This is a genomic window from Achromobacter sp. 18P8.1.1, from assembly GCF_057799415.1.
Map to the genome: position 1 here is coordinate 26,782 of NZ_JBYOKH010000025.1, position 15,064 is coordinate 41,845.

16 protein-coding genes are annotated in these 15,064 nt (G+C 65.5%); 4 read left to right on the top strand and 12 right to left on the bottom strand.

Going from position 1 to position 15,064, the window contains the following annotated elements:
* Positions 1-5 precede the first annotated feature (5 nt).
* Entirely contained in the window at positions 6-935 is a 930-nt protein-coding gene (gene paaX / locus AC27VE_RS16945) for a phenylacetic acid degradation operon negative regulatory protein PaaX (RefSeq protein WP_488704494.1), read from the top strand.
* Positions 936-942: 7 nt separating this feature from the next.
* Here paaX and AC27VE_RS16950 read toward each other — a convergent pair whose 3' ends face one another.
* Together AC27VE_RS16950 and orn are read right to left on the bottom strand one after the other, a co-directional pair.
* Entirely contained in the window at positions 943-1,566 is a 624-nt protein-coding gene (locus AC27VE_RS16950; protein ID WP_488704495.1) for an NAD(P)H-hydrate epimerase, read from the bottom strand.
* A 56-nt stretch (positions 1,567-1,622) separates the two neighbouring features.
* Positions 1,623-2,168 (bottom strand): oligoribonuclease, encoded by a 546-nt coding sequence (orn, locus tag AC27VE_RS16955; RefSeq protein WP_006225115.1) that lies wholly within the window; start codon positions 2,166-2,168, stop codon positions 1,623-1,625.
* Between the two features lie 60 nt (positions 2,169-2,228).
* Here orn and AC27VE_RS16960 point away from each other — a divergent pair, with 60 nt between their 5' ends.
* The gene (locus tag AC27VE_RS16960; protein WP_488704496.1) at positions 2,229-3,479 is read left to right on the top strand and encodes a M48 family metallopeptidase; all 1,251 of its coding nucleotides are present in this window, start codon (positions 2,229-2,231) and stop codon (positions 3,477-3,479) included.
* On the top strand, positions 3,476-4,441 hold the full coding sequence (rsgA, locus tag AC27VE_RS16965) for a ribosome small subunit-dependent GTPase A (RefSeq protein WP_006225117.1): 966 nt from the start codon (positions 3,476-3,478) through the stop codon (positions 4,439-4,441). Before AC27VE_RS16960 ends, rsgA begins: the two co-directional genes overlap by 4 nt.
* Before the next feature lie 102 nt (positions 4,442-4,543).
* On the opposite strand, the gene AC27VE_RS16970 is transcribed toward rsgA, so the two are convergent.
* Together AC27VE_RS16970 and rplS are read right to left on the bottom strand one after the other, a co-directional pair.
* Positions 4,544-5,275: a CoA pyrophosphatase gene (locus AC27VE_RS16970; RefSeq protein ID WP_035213221.1), complete on the bottom strand. Its 732-nt coding sequence runs from the start codon at positions 5,273-5,275 to the stop codon at positions 4,544-4,546.
* 123 nt (positions 5,276-5,398) lie between these two features.
* Positions 5,399-5,779 (bottom strand): 50S ribosomal protein L19, encoded by a 381-nt coding sequence (gene rplS / locus AC27VE_RS16975; protein WP_054423686.1) that lies wholly within the window; start codon positions 5,777-5,779, stop codon positions 5,399-5,401.
* A 304-nt stretch (positions 5,780-6,083) separates the two neighbouring features.
* Here rplS and AC27VE_RS16980 point away from each other — a divergent pair, with 304 nt between their 5' ends.
* The gene (locus AC27VE_RS16980; RefSeq protein ID WP_488704497.1) at positions 6,084-6,956 is read left to right on the top strand and encodes an EamA family transporter; all 873 of its coding nucleotides are present in this window, start codon (positions 6,084-6,086) and stop codon (positions 6,954-6,956) included.
* A 34-nt stretch (positions 6,957-6,990) separates the two neighbouring features.
* On the opposite strand, the gene AC27VE_RS16985 is transcribed toward AC27VE_RS16980, so the two are convergent.
* The 8 genes from AC27VE_RS16985 to cysT form a co-directional block, all read right to left on the bottom strand.
* Positions 6,991-7,458, bottom strand: coding sequence for a hypothetical protein (locus tag AC27VE_RS16985; RefSeq protein ID WP_488704498.1), 468 nt, complete (start codon positions 7,456-7,458; stop codon positions 6,991-6,993).
* Positions 7,459-7,517: 59 nt separating this feature from the next.
* On the bottom strand, positions 7,518-8,918 hold the full coding sequence (locus tag AC27VE_RS16990; protein ID WP_488704499.1) for a PA0069 family radical SAM protein: 1,401 nt from the start codon (positions 8,916-8,918) through the stop codon (positions 7,518-7,520).
* 213 nt (positions 8,919-9,131) lie between these two features.
* Complete coding sequence (locus AC27VE_RS16995; RefSeq protein ID WP_488704500.1) at positions 9,132-10,430, bottom strand: sulfate adenylyltransferase subunit 1; 1,299 nt, start codon at positions 10,428-10,430, stop codon at positions 9,132-9,134.
* A gap of 42 nt (positions 10,431-10,472) precedes the next feature.
* Positions 10,473-11,381, bottom strand: coding sequence for a sulfate adenylyltransferase subunit CysD (gene cysD, locus AC27VE_RS17000; RefSeq protein WP_488704501.1), 909 nt, complete (start codon positions 11,379-11,381; stop codon positions 10,473-10,475).
* Positions 11,382-11,421: 40 nt separating this feature from the next.
* Entirely contained in the window at positions 11,422-12,180 is a 759-nt protein-coding gene (locus AC27VE_RS17005) for a phosphoadenylyl-sulfate reductase (protein WP_488704502.1), read from the bottom strand.
* Positions 12,177-13,241, bottom strand: coding sequence for a sulfate/molybdate ABC transporter ATP-binding protein (locus tag AC27VE_RS17010; RefSeq protein ID WP_088590182.1), 1,065 nt, complete (start codon positions 13,239-13,241; stop codon positions 12,177-12,179). The genes AC27VE_RS17005 and AC27VE_RS17010 overlap by 4 nt, the downstream gene beginning before the upstream one ends.
* 26 nt (positions 13,242-13,267) lie before the next feature.
* Positions 13,268-14,170, bottom strand: a complete 903-nt coding sequence (gene cysW, locus AC27VE_RS17015; protein ID WP_488704503.1) for a sulfate ABC transporter permease subunit CysW — start codon at positions 14,168-14,170, stop codon at positions 13,268-13,270.
* Positions 14,167-15,057 (bottom strand): sulfate ABC transporter permease subunit CysT, encoded by an 891-nt coding sequence (cysT, locus tag AC27VE_RS17020; RefSeq protein ID WP_488704504.1) that lies wholly within the window; start codon positions 15,055-15,057, stop codon positions 14,167-14,169. The genes cysW and cysT overlap by 4 nt, the downstream gene beginning before the upstream one ends.
* Positions 15,058-15,064: the final 7 nt, after the last annotated feature.

Genomic DNA, 15,064 nt, shown 5'->3' on the forward strand with positions numbered 1-15,064 from the left:
CCCTTATGGCAAACCCTCATTCGCCCCTGGACCGCTTCCTGTCCCGCTTATTGAAAAGCGATCCGCCCCGCGCCAAATCCCTGTGCGTCAGCTTGCTGGGGGACGCGCTCGCCCCCCATGGCGGCGCCATCTGGTTGGGCGACCTGATCGCGCTGCTGGCGCCGCTGGGCATCAATGAACGGCTCCTGCGCACCAGCGTCTTCCGGCTGGTCGCCCAGAACTGGCTGCAGTCCGAACGCCATGGGCGCCGCAGCCTTTACCTGATTTCCGAACAAGGGCTGCGCCATACCGCGCATGCCTCGCAGCGCATCTACGAAGGCGCGGCGCAAGACTGGAACGGGGAATGGACGCTGGTCGCGCTGCCGCGTACCGGCAACGGCCTGGCCGAGCGGGCGGAATTGCGCCGGGAGCTGGTCTGGGAAGGCTTCGGCATGATCGCCCCCGGGCTGTTCGCCCATCCGCACACGGAGGCGCGGGCGGCGCACGACATCCTTGAAAAGCTCGGCATCCCGGACCGGGCGCTGGTGCTGTCCGCGCGCGACCTGGCCGGCGCAGGTGGCCTGCCGATTGCCAGCCTGGCTTCGCAATGCTGGAACCTGGACGACGTGGCTGAGCAATACCGGCAGTTCTCGCGCAACTTCGGCCCGCTGGAAAAACTGCTGGAAGAACCGCCCTCGCCGTCGGAAGCGTTCGTTGTACGCGTCATGCTGCTGCACAATTGGCGCCGAATCGTCCTGCACGATCCGCAACTGCCCGGCCCGATGCTGCCCGACAACTGGCCCGGCCATGCCGCGCGTGAACTCTGCGGGCGGATCTACTGGAAGGTGTTCGACGCGTCGGAAACGCATCTGGAGGCGTTGGCCGGGCAGGACAACGAGCGGTATGCCCCGCTGGCGGGCGACATCGCGGCGCGCTTCGGCGGACGGCCGGCATAAACAGCCGTCAGGCGTCCGGCGACAGGGTCACTCCCAACGTGTCGACATGGCGTTCGCCGGCTGAGATCTGGCCGGGGCCGGGGCGCGTCAGCCCGGCTGTAGCGGCAATGAAGGACAGCGTCCAGTGCGCCTGGATCGGCCGCCCCAGTGCCGCACCGGTGTCGGCGTCGATGCCGCTGGGCACATCCAGCGCCAGCACCGGGACATTCCAGCTGTTGACGGTATCAACCAGCGCTTGCCAGTCCGCGTCCAGCGGCCGGTTCAGGCCGATACCGAACAGGCCGTCAATGACGATGTCGGGAATGTCGCCGGGCGTCAGCGCGGTCTGCGTCTGTCCGCCGGCAGAAAGCCAGCCCGCCCAGGCGCGGGCGGCATCGGGGGGAAAACGGTCCGGGTCCGACGGCAACAGCACTTTCACTGCATACCCCAAGGCAAGCAGGCGTGCGGCCGCCTCCAGGGCATCGCCCCCGTTATTGCCGGGGCCGGCCAGGGCCAGGACGGTACGGTCAGGAGGAAAGCGGGCAGCGATGAATTCGGCGGCAGCCCGACCAGCCAACGGCATCAGCGCCCGCCCGGAAGCCAGGGCAAGCTGTTCGGCGCGGCGAATCTGGGCAATAGGATAAGACGGCATGGCGAAGGCGCGGCGGATGGGGCTTACCCAGTTTACGCCGCGGCCCTGCCTGCCGCTTACACCTTCAGGAAGTGCTCGCGGTAGTACTTGAGTTCGTCGATGGATTCGTAGATGTCCGCCAGCGCTTCGTGGCGGCTCTTCTTCTCGAAACCCTTGTACACGGCCGGCGCCCAGCGGCGCGCCAATTCCTTCAGCGTGCTGACATCCAGGTTGCGGTAATGGAAGAACTGTTCCAGGCGCGGCATGTAAGCAAACATGAAGCGGCGGTCCTGGCTGATGGTGTTGCCGCACAACGGCGATTTACCGGCCGGCACATGCTGCGCAAGAAACGCCAACAGCGTATCCTCTGCCTGCGCCTCGGACACCGTCGATGCCTTGACCTTGTCGATCAGGCCGCTCTTGCCGTGAGTGGATTTGTTCCAGTTGTCCATGGCGTCAAGCAGGCTGTCGGGCTGGTGGATCACCAGCACGGGGCCTTCGGCCACGACCGTCAGATCAGGCTCCGTCACCACGACGGCCACCTCGATGATGCGTTCTTTCTCAGGTTCCAGGCCCGTCATTTCCATGTCGAGCCAAACCAGGCGATTTTCGTTCACAGCCATATAATTTGCCTATAAAACGCGCGATTTTCGCACATCCTTCTTGAGCCGACCGCTTCGCCCATGTTCACATTGCTGTTCGTTGCTTTCCTGCTGACCGATATTGCCGTGCGCCTGTGGCTGGCCACACGCCAGATCCGCCACGTCATTCGCAACCGCGACCAGGTGCCTGCGGAATTCTCCCACCGGATCGGGCTGTCCAGCCACCAGCGCGCGGCGGATTACACGGTGGCGCGGGTCAAGCTGGGGATGCTGGAACGCACCTACGACGCGATCCTGCTGGTGTGCCTGACGCTGATGGGCGGCCTGCAGTTCATCGACCTGATGATAGGCCAGCTTACCAGCAACGACTTCCTGCGCCAGATGTTGCTGCTGGTCGCCGTGGCGTTGCTGCTGGGCGTGCTGGGGTTACCGTTCACGCTATGGCGGCAATTCAAGCTTGAGGCGCGCTTCGGGTTCAACCGCATGACGCCCGAGCTCTTCATCGCCGATGCCGCCAAGGGCCTGCTGGTAGCCGCCGTGCTGGGCTTGCCGCTGGCCGCCGCCGTGCTGTGGCTGATGGGGAGCGCGGGCGCCTACTGGTGGATCTGGGCGTGGGCGCTTTGGACCGTGTTCAACCTGGCGCTCCTGATCATCTACCCGATGTTCGTCGCGCCGCTGTTCAACAAGTTCACCCCGCTGTCCGACCCGGACCTGGCAGGACGCATCCAGCGCCTGGCGCAACGTTGCGGCTTTTCGCTCAATGGCCTGTTCGTGATGGACGGTTCGCGCCGCTCTGCCCACGGCAACGCCTATTTCACGGGCTTTGGCCGGTCGCGCCGCATCGTGTTCTTCGACACCTTGCTGGCCCGCTTGAACGGCGATGAGATCGAAGCCGTGCTGGCCCATGAACTGGGCCACTTCGCCAAACGCCACATCATCAAGCGCATCATTTTCAGTTTCGCCATGGCATTGGGCTTTTTTGCCATCCTGGGATGGGTCGCCCAACAGCCCTGGTTCTATGTGGACCTGGGCGTCATGCCGCAACTGGGCGGACGCAACGATGCCATGGCGTTGCTGCTGTTCTTCCTGGTCATTCCCGTTTTCACTTTCATGTTTACGCCGCTGGCCAGCTGGTACTCGCGCCGTGACGAATTCGAAGCCGACCGCTATGCGGCCGAGCAGAGTTCGCCGGAACGCCTGGTCTCCGCGCTGGTCAAACTCTACGACGACAACGCCGCTACGCTGACCCCCGACCCCGTGCACTCCGCCTTCTACGACAGCCATCCCCCCGCCGCCGAGCGCATCCGCCACCTGATGGCGGGCGCCGCATGAACGCCCGCAACAACAGCAGCAAGAAGCCTCCCAACCAAGCGCCGGCGGGCGCCCCGGCCGCCGCGGTCGGGCTCGAGGGCCGCATCATCGCGGCGCACGGGCGTCACTACACCGTGGAACTGGCCGATGGTTCGACCCGCAAGTGCTTCCCTCGCGGCAAGAAAGCCGGCGCCGCCGTGGGCGACCGCGTGCAGATCACGCCGCAGGGCAACGATGAAGGCGCCATCGACACCATCCTGCCGCGCAGCAACCTGCTGTACCGCTCGGATGACATGCGCTCCAAGCAATTCGCGTCCAACGTGGACCAGTTGCTGATCGTGATCGCCGTGCGCCCGACCTTCTCGGACGACCTCACCGGCCGGGCGCTTGCGGGCGCCTGGAGCGCAGGCATCTCGCCGCTCATCATCCTGAACAAGACCGACCTGGTCGATGAATTGCCCGCCGCGCGTGCACGCCTCGCGCCCATTGCAGCGCTCGGCGTGCCCGTCATCGAACTGAGCGCACTGGAGCCCGAAAAGGTCCATACCCTGCTGGCGCCGCACCTGGCCGGCCGCACCAACCTGCTGCTGGGTCAAAGCGGCATGGGCAAATCCACGCTGCTCAATGCGTTGATCCCCACCGCCGGCGCCGCCACGCGAGAACACTCCACCGCGCTGGACATGGGCAAGCACACCACGACCAGCACGCGGCTGTATCACCTGCCGGCGCCGGGCGGCGACCTGATCGACTCTCCGGGATTCCAGGCATTCGGCTTGCAGCATCTGACCCGCGAGGACATCATCCGCGGCTTCCCGGAGTTCACGCAGCCCATCGAAGCCTGCCGCTTCTACAACTGCACGCACCGGCAGGAGCCGGGCTGCGGCGTGCTGGCAGCATTACAGGCAGGCCAGATCAATCCGCTGCGCTATGCGCTGTACGAACGTATCCTGGAAGAGAACCTGGCCGGGCAGCAGCGTTACTGACCGCCGGCACAAGATCTGCCTGCATGAAAAACGGCCCCGATGAGGGGCCGTTCTTATTGGGCGTGCGGTGGGCGCCGGGTGGCCCGGTAAAGATAGGCGCGGTCAGCGCGGCTGCAATCCGTTGCGCACCAGGTGATAGAGGTTGCGCAGCATGCCGGCAGTCGCGCCCCAGATGAAATGGTCGCCGTACGGCATGCCGTAGTAATTGCGCACCCGCCCGTCGTCCAGCCGCGCTTCGTACAGGCGGTGATTGGCGGGGTCCATCAGGAAGGACAGCGGCACCTCGAACACTTCCGCCACTTCGAACGCATCGGGCGCCAGGTCGAAACCCGGGCGCACCAGCGACACCACCGGAATGATCGAAAAACCCGTCGCCGTCAAGTACGGCGGCATGCTGCCCAGCACTTCCACATGGTTGGCAGGCAGGCCCGTTTCCTCCTGCGCCTCGCGCAGGGCGGCGGCCACCGGTGTCGAATCGCTGGTTTCGATGCGTCCGCCGGGAAAGCTGATCTGGCCGGCATGGTCATGCAGATGCGCGGCGCGCTGGGTCAGCATGATGTGCACGCCGTTGTCGCGAGTGACCAGCGGAATCAACACGGCGGCGGGCACAGGCGTGCCTTCGCGGCCGGGATAGCGCAGGTCATTGTCACGCGAAAGCTCCAGCGTCCAGGTGGACGGCTGGCTGAGCGTGCCCCGCAAAGAATCCGGGGTCAGCAGGCTGGCGGGCACGGCCGGCAAGGACTCATTGGCCACCACCCACGGTTGCGTCGCGGGGTCGAAACCGGGACGTGCGAGCGGCCTTCTGGGCCGCGCGGAATACGAGGAATCAGACATTCGGCTTTGCAAAAAGAAAAAGGCACCCTCGCAGGTGCCTTTTTAACCCGGAAACCTGTGCCGGACGGAAACGCTGGATGGCGCGGACGTCCGACACTGGTAGGGCCGTGTGCCGATAAGCGATCAAGCCGCCGGGGCTTGCTTGCTGACCAGCTTTTCCTTGATACGCGCCGACTTGCCCGAGCGGTTGCGCAGGTAGTACAGCTTGGCGCGGCGCACGTCGCCGCGGCGCTTGACTTCGATGCCGGCGATTTGCGGCGAGTACAGCTGGAACGTACGTTCCACGGCTTCACCCGACGAAATCTTGCGCACGGTGAACGCGGAGTTCAGGCCGCGGTTGCGCTTGGCGATGACAACGCCTTCGAAAGCCTGCACGCGCTTGCGGGTGCCTTCAACGACGTTCACGCTCACGATGACGGTGTCACCAGGAGCAAATTCAGGCTTGGCTTGGCCGCCGGTCAGACGGGCAATTTCTTCCTGTTCCAGGATAGCGATAAGGTTCATTAGAACTCCTAGATCATCATGTCTTTGCGGACTAAAACTTTTGCCGTTCGATGTTGTTCACGTGAAGCTGGCCATCGGGGCGCGCCACTGGGGCAAACCGCGGGGCTGACTACGCGTGTGTATTGCCGGCAACCCGAAGGGTCAACGCACAATACTCGTACCGCAAGCAGAGGATGAGATTTGGCAAACCAATGATTCTACACCAAAAATTCGCCGGAGCGTCTAGTAGAATGGCGACCTTCCGGTGGCTTTGCTGTACCCTTGCCATTTCTGTAACAAACACGTCATCTGACGCTGTTCCCACATGTCGTATTCGTCCCTGTTATTGGTCGTCCTGGCGGCGATGGCCCACGCAACGTGGAATCTGCTTGCCAAGCGTGCGGCCATGGTGGGCGCCCCGTTCGTCTTCGCGTACGGGCTCTGCGCTTCGGTGCTGTATGCGCCCTGGGTGATCTGGGTGCTGATGCACGACGGCATGACCTGGACCTGGCCCGTCGTGGCCGCCATCCTGACGTCCAGCTTGTTGCATCTGGGCTACAGCCTGTGCCTGCAGCGCGGTTATCAGGTGGCCGACCTGTCTGTGGTGTACCCCATTGCCCGCGGCACCGGGCCCCTGCTTTCCACCACCGGCGCCTTCTTGCTGCTGGGCGAACCCGCCACCAGCACCGGCATCATCGGCATGCTGTGCGTGGTGATCGGCGTGCTGCTGATCGCGACGCAGGGCCGGCTGGCCATCTTCAAGCAGGCGCAGGCCTGGGTGGGGGTGCGCTGGGGCGTGGTGATCGGCCTGTTCATCGCGGCCTATACCGTGGTGGACGCCTACGGCGTCAAGGTGTTGCTGATCAGCCCGGTGCTGTTCGACTGGTTTACCTGTGTGACCCGCACGGTCATGATGACCCCCCACATGGCGGCCCGGCGCGCTCAGGCCTGGGAATCCATGCGTGGGCACTGGCATCTGGCGCTGGCCGTGGGCCTGCTGTCGCCGCTGGGATACATCCTGGTGCTCTACGCCTTGCGCAACGGCGCGCCGCTAAGCCTGGTGGCCCCTGCACGCGAAATGTCCATGATGCTGGGCACCTTGGCCGGCATGTTCCTGCTGCGCGAAAAGGTGGGTCCCGGCCGTCTTGCCGGTTGCCTGTCCATCTTGGCGGGCGTCATTCTGCTGGGTTCCAGCTAGACCGTCCCGGCCATTCGGCACGGGTTCTAGCCGCTTAGAACCCCGCGGCCGCCCCCAGCCACATCAGGCCGGGGATGATTGCGCCCCAAGCCAACACCATCACCACATCAATCACCATGGCCTTCATGGTGACCTGGGACGTCACGGGTTCGACCGTGGCGTTGCCCAGGCTGCGCTCGCGCACGGCGGGCACAGCAGGCACGCTGGTCACCACCGGTGCCATCGGAGCAGCGGGGCGAACCGTCGGCGCCGACACCGGCAGCACCGCCGCCTGGCCCGCGGCGCCTTCGTCCACCGGCGCCGGCGGGAACGGCCACCGGGCCGGCATGGAGCCCGGGCGCACTCGGTGACGCGGTTCGGCATCCGCCGACGACGTGGCCCAGGGCATGGCCAGGCCCGCCAACTTGGCGCAAACCGCACGGGCGCGATGCGCGCTGCGACGCAGCGGGTTCAGCGAGACGGCAAGCTCGTCCGACAAGACGGAAATATCAGCGGTGTTCATAGGAACTCCTTGGAGAAACGATTCCATGCCGCGGCGAGCACCGCGGTATCGACCGGCGATCAATCGAACAATGACAACTGGCCCGCGGCCATTGCGCGCAGTTGGCGCGCACCGCGGCCCACTGCGCCGCTGACCGCCGGCAACCCATCAGAAAAGGGGACCCCTGAAGACGCTTGCGCGCCAACCGGGGATTGAAAATCGGAAGAGGACGCTGCGGACGCACCCGATGGGACCGATGCGGCCGATGCGGCCGCGGCGAACAGCGACGGCGTCGCATTCGGGGCCAGAGGCGGCTGGAAACGGTCGCAGTCCAGGGCAAGCCGATGGCGGTTCAGCCCGAGCTTTCGGGTAGCCACGGCGAACCGTTGGCGCAGCAGATCGGCCCAGATACCGGTGCCGCGCATGCGGGAGCCGAAATTCGGGTCGTTGCGGCGGCCATTGCGCAGGTCTTCAATGCGGTGCAGCACGCGCTGGGCGCGGTCGGGGAAATGGGCGTTCAGCCAGTCCTCGAACAGGGTCTTGACCTCCCACGGCAGGCGCAAGACGGTATAGCTGGCGTAATCCGCGCCGGCCGCCTTGGACTCCTGGAGGATGTGTTCCATGGATTCGTCGTTGATGAACGGGATGACCGGCGCCACCAGCACGCCCACCGGCACGCCGGCCTCGGTCAGGGTGCGCACGGTCTCCAGCCGGCGCCAAGGCGCGGCGGCGCGGGGTTCCAGCGTGCGGGCCATGCCGGCGTCGAGAGACGTGATGCTCATGTAGACCACCACGAGCTTCTGTTCGGCCAGCGCGGCCAGCAAGTCCACGTCGCGGGCGACCAACGCGTTCTTTGTAACGATGGTGAGGGGATGCCGGGTTTCCAGCATCAGTTCGAGCAAGCCGCGCGTCAGCCGCCATTCGCGTTCGATGGGCTGGTAGGCGTCTGTGGCAGAACCGATGTTGATGGGCGACGGCTTGTAACCGGGGCGGCTGAGCTCAGCCCGCAATGCCTGCACGGCATTGGCCTTGGCTACCAGCCGGGTTTCGAAGTCCAGCCCGGGGGACATCCCCAGGTAGGAATGCGTGGGCCGGGCGTAGCAGTACACGCAGCCATGTTCGCAGCCCCGGTATGGGTTGACGGCCACATCAAACGGAATATCGGGCGAATCATTGCGCGACAGCATCTTGCGCGCTTCTTCGGCCGTAACCGTGGTTTTGGGGGCGGCAGGCGCAAGACGTGAATCCGGCAGGATCGGAATGACCCGTGCGGCGGACGATGCATCGGAAGGAAATTCGGGGACGGACTCTACGAAATCCGCCGGCAGACCGGACGCGGACCAGCCGTCATCGACCTGCACGCGGTCATCGCGCTGAAAGCGATGCCGAACATTAGTAACCGCACCCCGACCGCGCAAGGCGGCGGGGGCGGCAGCCGGGGACCCAGAACCGGCGGGAAAAGAATGATCGGTGCGTGCCATAAAAACTACTGTACAAAAACACAGTGGTTTTGACAAGCACCAAAAGCCTTTTCGTAAGACAGCCCCACTTTACCGCAAGACGCGGGCCTCGTCTGAACAAATCGATTTCATCAGGCGATATGGCCCGGAGAGCCGCGGCAGAATTGGATTTGGAAGAAAAACAACAGCAAAATCCGGGCTGAAAATCCGTTGTTTTCCAGCCCGTTCAAGCTTTCAGCGCAACATGCCCGCCGCCGCGGTCTGATGCGTGGCCTCATCGATCAGGATGAAGGCTCCCGTGGCCGGCACATCGGCATAGCGATCGACCGCCAACGCCTCGCGCGTGGTGAATGTCACGCGTCCGATGTCGTTCATGCGCAAGGTGCCTTCGGTGTTCTCGACCTCCTGCAATTCGTGGATGTCGCGATGCGAGAGCACCGCGCGGATCTTCGCCGACGTCAATCGCGTACCGGACTTCAGCAGGTACTTGCGCGCGGGATTCAACGCCTGCGCATCCAGCCAGCACAGCTCGGCTTCGAACTCGCGCGCCACTTGCGCGGGCGCAGCCGTGTGCACGATCACATCGCCGCGAGACACGTCCACGTCGCGGTCCAGCACCAGCGTCACCGAGTCTCCGGCCACCGCTTCCTCCTGCACGCGATCGAAGACGCGCACTTCGCGCACCACCGCCGTCACGCCCGACGGTTGCACGGTGACCGCATCGCCCGGACGCACCACGCCGCTGGCCACGCGACCCGCATAGCCGCGGAAATCATCCTTGCGGTCGCCATCGTGGCGCGCCACCCACTGCACGGGAAAGCGCAACGGCAGCGCGCGACCATCACTGGCCAGGTCCAGCGATTCCAGCAGCGCCAAGAGGGGCTGGCCTTCGTACCACGGCGTCTTCGGCGACAGCGTGACGACGTTGTCGCCGTTCAACGCCGACAGCGGCAGCGCATCGAAATGCGCGAAGCCCAGCTTGCCGGCCAGATCGGCATAGGCATCGCGGATGCGCTCGAACACAGCGCGGTCCCAGTCCACCAGATCCATCTTGTTGACCGCCACCACGATGTGCCGGATGCCCAGCAGGCGCGCGATGGTGCTGTGCCGCTTGGTCTGGGCCAGCAACTTGCCGTCGGCGGCGCGCGTCGCGTCGATCAGGATGACGGCGACGTCGGCCGTCGAGGCCCCCGTGACCATGTTGCGCGTGTACTGCTCGTGCCCTGGCGCGTCGGCAATGATGAATTTGCGCGTCGGCGTGGAGAAGTAGCGATAGGCCACGTCGATGGTGATGCCCTGCTCCCGCTCGGCTTCCAGCCCGTCGGTCAGCAACGAGAAATCTATGCCGTCGCCCGCCACGCGCTTATGCTTGGCGCGCGAGATCGCGTCCAGTTGGTCGGCGAACACGCCCTTGCTGTCATACAGCAGGCGGCCGATCAGCGTGGACTTGCCGTCGTCGACGGAGCCCGCCGTGATCAGGCGCAGCACGCCGTTGCCGGCGCCGGAAAGAAAAGAGTCATTCAGTGCGTTCATGTGTGTTCCCCTGCCGCCGGCCGAAGCCGGCGGTTACTGCATTCAGAAATAACCTTCCTTCTTGCGGCGCTCCATCGAGGCCTCGGAAGTCTGGTCGTCCATGCGCGTGGCGCCGCGCTCGGTGATGTCGGTCACCGCCGTCTCGGCAATGATGGCGACGGTGTCGGCGGCGTCGGAGGCCACCGGGCACGTGCACGAGATGTCGCCCACGGTGCGGAACCGCACCGGCAGGCGCTCGACCTGCTCGCCTTCCTGCGGCGGCGTCAGGCGCGTGACCGGCACCAGCAGCCCCTTGCGGCGCACCACCTCGCGCTCATGGCTGAAATAGATCGACGGCAGCGCCAGTTGTTCGCGCTGGATGTACTGCCAGACGTCCAGCTCGGTCCAGTTCGAAATCGGGAAGACGCGCATGTTCTCGCCGCGGTGCACGCGGGTGTTGAACAGGTTCCACAGCTCCGGCCGTTGCGCCTTGGGGTCCCATTGGCCGAATTCGTCACGGAACGAAAAGATGCGTTCCTTGGCGCGCGCCTTTTCCTCATCGCGCCGTGCGCCGCCGATGCAGGCGTCGAATCCGAACTCCTCGATGGCCTCCAGCAGCGTCACCGCCTGGGCCGCATTGCGCGAATCGGTTTCGCGGCGCAGCACCACGCTGCCGCGCTTGATGGAGTCTTCGACGCTGCGCACGATCAGCTTCTCGCCCAGTTCAGCGGCGCGCTGATCGCGGAAGGCGATCACTTCGTCGAAGTTATGTCCCGTATCGATGTGCATGAGCGGGAACGGAAAGCGTCCGGGGCGGAAGGCCTTTTCGGCCAGGCGCAGCAGCACCACAGAGTCCTTGCCGCCCGAAAACAGCAACACGGGGTTTTCGCTTTCGGCGGCGACCTCGCGCAAGATGAATATCGCTTCCGATTCCAGCCAATCCAGGTGGCTGCGTTGGATCACAGCAGACATAGGTATTCCCCTAAAACAGATTTTGAATTCATGGCCGGCCTCAGTCGCCGCGCGCCACGACACTGATGACTCGGTTGCCCGCATGCAGGCCGCATTCCTTGGAGTCCGACGACTCCCACCACCAGCGCCCCGCCCGCAGGTCTTCGCCCGGACGGATCGCGCGCGTACAGGGTTCGCACCCGATCGACGGATAGCCCTGGTCGTGCAAGGGGTTGTACGGGATGTCCAGCGCGCGGATGACGGCCCACACCTCTTCCTCGCTCCACTCGGCCAGCGGGTTGAACTTGTAGAGGCCGAAGGTGGCGTCCTGCTCTTCCAGCGGCAGTTCGCCGCGCGTCGTGGACTGCTGGCGGCGTTGGCCGGTAATCCACGCGCCACGCCCGGCCAGCGCGCGCTTGAGCGGCTCGACCTTGCGGATCTGGCAACAGGCTTTACGCAGTTCGACGCTTTCGTAGAAGGCATACGCACCGTGCGCCGCCACGTGCGCATCCACCGCGGCCGCAATGGGCCGGTACACGGTGACGCTGCGCCCGTAGCGCGCCTGCACCGCATCCAGCACGCCGAGCGTTTCAGCATGCAGCCGGCCCGTATCCAGCGTGAACACTTCCAGGTCCAGGCCCGAGTCGTAGATGGCGTGCGTCAGCACCATGTCTTCGGCCGCCAGCGAGGACGCGAGCGCCGCATCGGGGTAGCGGCGCTGGACTTGCGCCAGGCGCTCGGTCAGCTCGCGCCAGCGCCGGGCCAGCCCGGCATCCAGGTCGGCGGCAATGTCGGAAGAGCGGTTGGAAATCACGGTCATGGCTGCACCGCGAAGATGCGCGCGCGACGCGGGCGGGCCAACAAGGCCTCGCCGTCGCGCAGGTCCAGTTCCCGATACAGGTACTCGGGCACCTCGGCCTCGATGATGGCGTCGGAGTCTTCGCGGGCCAGTTCCAGATAGGCGCTGGGGCCTGCCAGATATGCGTGCGACAGGCGCACCGCGATGCCCTCCCCGCCCGCCCGATAGCGCTCGATATCGAACTCGTGCGGGCGCACATAGGCGGTGGCGCGCTGGGCGTCCGCCTGCGCCAGCTCGGGCGCCGGCAACGACAGGCCGGCGCCTTCCCAGACCCCACGCGTGGCCACGCCCTGCAATTGGTTCACATCGCCCAGGAAGCCGTAGACGAACGGCGTGGCCGGCCCCTCCCAGACCTCGCGCGGCGTGCCGACCTGCTCGATGCGGCCGGCGTTCATCAGCACCACGCGGTCGGCCACTTCCAGCGCCTCTTCCTGGTCATGCGTCACGAACACGCTGGCCACGTTCAGTTCGTCGTGCAACCGGCGCAGCCAGCGCCGCAGTTCCTTGCGCACCTTGGCGTCCAGCGCACCGAAAGGCTCGTCCAGCAGCAGCACGCGCGGCTCGACGGCCAGCGCGCGCGCCAGCGCAATGCGTTGGCGCTGGCCGCCCGACAGTTGCGCCGGATAGCGGTCCGCCAGCCAGTCCAGCTGCACCAGCGTCAGCAGTTCGTGCACCTTGCGGCGGATCTGGTCTTCGGGAGGACGCTGCGAGCGATGCTTCACGCGCAGGCCGAAGGCGACGTTCTCGAACACCGTCATGTGCTTGAACAGCGCATAGTGCTGGAACACGAAGCCGACCTGACGCTGGCGCACATCGACCGAGGTGGCGTCTTCGCCGGCGAACAGCACACTGCCGGAATCGGGCGCCTCCAGCCCCGCGATGATGCGCAGCAGCGTGGTCTTGCCGCAGCCGGACGGCCCCAGCAGCGCCACGAGCTCGCCCGTTTCGATGTGCAGCGACACGTCATTCAGCGCGCGGAACTGGCCGAACTGCTTGGATAGATTGCGAACTTCGATACTCATGCTTGTCTCCGTCTGAACCGGCCGCGTCAGGCGACGGCCGGCTTGAGGGTTGCCGTCCCCGCGCCGGGATACTCGACCGGCAGGTCGGCGGCGCGCAGGAAGCGCGCGTTGCGCCACTCGACCACGTTCTTGGCCACGAGCGTCACCAGCGCCAGCAACGCCAGCAGCGAGGCCACCGCGAACGCCGCGGAATACTGGTATTCGTTGTAGAGGATCTCTACGTGCAGGGTCATCGTGTTGGTGAGCCCCCGGATCTGCCCGGACACCACCGACACCGCCCCGAACTCGCCCATGGCCCGCGCATTGCACAGGATGGCGCCGTACAACAGGCCCCACTTGATGTTGGGCAGGGTGACGCGCCAGAAGATCTGCCAGCCACTGGCGCCCAGCGTCAACGCGGCCTGCTCTTCTTCGCTACCCTGCGCCTGCATCAGCGGGATCAGTTCGCGCGCGACAAAAGGAAAGGTCACGAAGAGCGTGGCCAGGATGATGCCGGGCACGGCGTAGACGATCTTCCAGTCGTGGTCCTGCAACCAGCCGCCCAGCCAGCCTTGCGTGCCGAACAGCAGGATGAACACCAGGCCGGCCACCACGGGCGACACCGAAAACGGCAGGTCGATCAGCGTGATCAGGAACTGCTTGCCGCGGAACTGGAACTTCGTGATGGCCCAGGCGGCGGCCACGCCGAACACCAGGTTCACCGGCAAGGCGATCGCGGCCACCAGCAGCGTCAGGCGGATCGCCGACAACGCGTCCGGCTCGACGATGGCGGCCAGGTAGAGCTCCCAGCCCTTCTTGAAGGCCTCGGCGAACACTGCCGCCAACGGCACCAGCAGGAACAGCGCCAGGAATCCCAGCGCGATGAACAGCAGAATGCCGCGCACCCAGCGCGGCTCGGTCAAATGTGCCGGACGATCCGATGCGCTCATGCGAGCCTCCCCAGGTTGCGGCGCGCCTGCCAGCCTTGCAGCAGGTTGATGACGAGCAGCAGCGCGAACGACAGCACCAGCATCACCGTGGCGATGGCGGCGGCGCCGGCGTAGTCGAACTGCTCCAGCTTGGAAATGATCAGCAGCGGCGTGATCTCGGACACCATGGGCATGTTGCCCGCGATGAACACCACCGATCCGTACTCGCCCACCGCGCGTGCGAAGGCCAGCGCAAAGCCCGTCATCAGCGCCGGCAGGATGGTCGGCAGCAACACGCGGCGGATCGTCTGCCAACGGCTGGCGCCCAGGCTGGCGGCGGCTTCCTCGATCTCGCGTTCGACGTCTTCCAGCACGGGCTGCACGGTGCGCACCACGAACGGCACGCCGATGAAGATCAAGGCGATCACGATGCCCAGCGGGGTGAACGCCACTTTCAAGTCAAACCATTTCGACAGTGGCGTCCCGAGCCAGCCTTTTTCGGAGTACAGCGCGGTCAGCGCGATGCCCGCCACGGCCGTGGGCAGCGCGAACGGCAGGTCGACCAGCGCGTCCAGGATTTTCTTGCCGGGAAAGCGGTAGCGCACCAGCACCCAGGCCACCACCGTGCCGAACACCAGGTTCACCAGCGCGGCCAACAGCGACGCGCCGAAGGTCAGTTGATACGACGCCAGCACGCGGGGCGCCGTCACGGCATCCCAGAATCCCTGCCAGCCCAGCTCGGCGCTCTTGAGCGGCAGGGCGGCCAGCGGAATCAGCACGAGCACGCTCAGGTACAGCACCGCGTAACCCATGGAAATGCCGAATCCGGGCAGCACGCCCGGGCTGTTGCGCCGAACGGCAAAAGGCGCTTTCGCGCCGTTTGCCGTCGGGTTCGAGGCAGTGGTCATGGCCATC

Excerpts from the sequence above, each read along its gene's own strand:
- paaX (WP_488704494.1), top strand. The coding sequence starts at position 6 with ATGGCAAACCCTCATTCGCCCCTGGACCGCTTCCTGTCCCGCTTATTG.
- AC27VE_RS16950 (WP_488704495.1), bottom strand. The coding sequence starts at position 1,566 with ATGCCGTCTTATCCTATTGCCCAGATTCGCCGCGCCGAACAGCTTGCC.
- orn (WP_006225115.1), bottom strand. The coding sequence starts at position 2,168 with ATGGCTGTGAACGAAAATCGCCTGGTTTGGCTCGACATGGAAATGACG.
- AC27VE_RS16960 (WP_488704496.1), top strand. The coding sequence starts at position 2,229 with ATGTTCACATTGCTGTTCGTTGCTTTCCTGCTGACCGATATTGCCGTG.
- rsgA (WP_006225117.1), top strand. The coding sequence starts at position 3,476 with ATGAACGCCCGCAACAACAGCAGCAAGAAGCCTCCCAACCAAGCGCCG.
- AC27VE_RS16970 (WP_035213221.1), bottom strand. The coding sequence starts at position 5,275 with ATGTCTGATTCCTCGTATTCCGCGCGGCCCAGAAGGCCGCTCGCACGT.
- rplS (WP_054423686.1), bottom strand. The coding sequence starts at position 5,779 with ATGAACCTTATCGCTATCCTGGAACAGGAAGAAATTGCCCGTCTGACC.
- AC27VE_RS16980 (WP_488704497.1), top strand. The coding sequence starts at position 6,084 with ATGTCGTATTCGTCCCTGTTATTGGTCGTCCTGGCGGCGATGGCCCAC.
- AC27VE_RS16985 (WP_488704498.1), bottom strand. The coding sequence starts at position 7,458 with ATGAACACCGCTGATATTTCCGTCTTGTCGGACGAGCTTGCCGTCTCG.
- AC27VE_RS16990 (WP_488704499.1), bottom strand. The coding sequence starts at position 8,918 with ATGGCACGCACCGATCATTCTTTTCCCGCCGGTTCTGGGTCCCCGGCT.
- AC27VE_RS16995 (WP_488704500.1), bottom strand. The coding sequence starts at position 10,430 with ATGAACGCACTGAATGACTCTTTTCTTTCCGGCGCCGGCAACGGCGTG.
- cysD (WP_488704501.1), bottom strand. The coding sequence starts at position 11,381 with ATGTCTGCTGTGATCCAACGCAGCCACCTGGATTGGCTGGAATCGGAA.
- AC27VE_RS17005 (WP_488704502.1), bottom strand. The coding sequence starts at position 12,180 with ATGACCGTGATTTCCAACCGCTCTTCCGACATTGCCGCCGACCTGGAT.
- AC27VE_RS17010 (WP_088590182.1), bottom strand. The coding sequence starts at position 13,241 with ATGAGTATCGAAGTTCGCAATCTATCCAAGCAGTTCGGCCAGTTCCGC.
- cysW (WP_488704503.1), bottom strand. The coding sequence starts at position 14,170 with ATGAGCGCATCGGATCGTCCGGCACATTTGACCGAGCCGCGCTGGGTG.
- cysT (WP_488704504.1), bottom strand. The coding sequence starts at position 15,057 with ATGACCACTGCCTCGAACCCGACGGCAAACGGCGCGAAAGCGCCTTTT.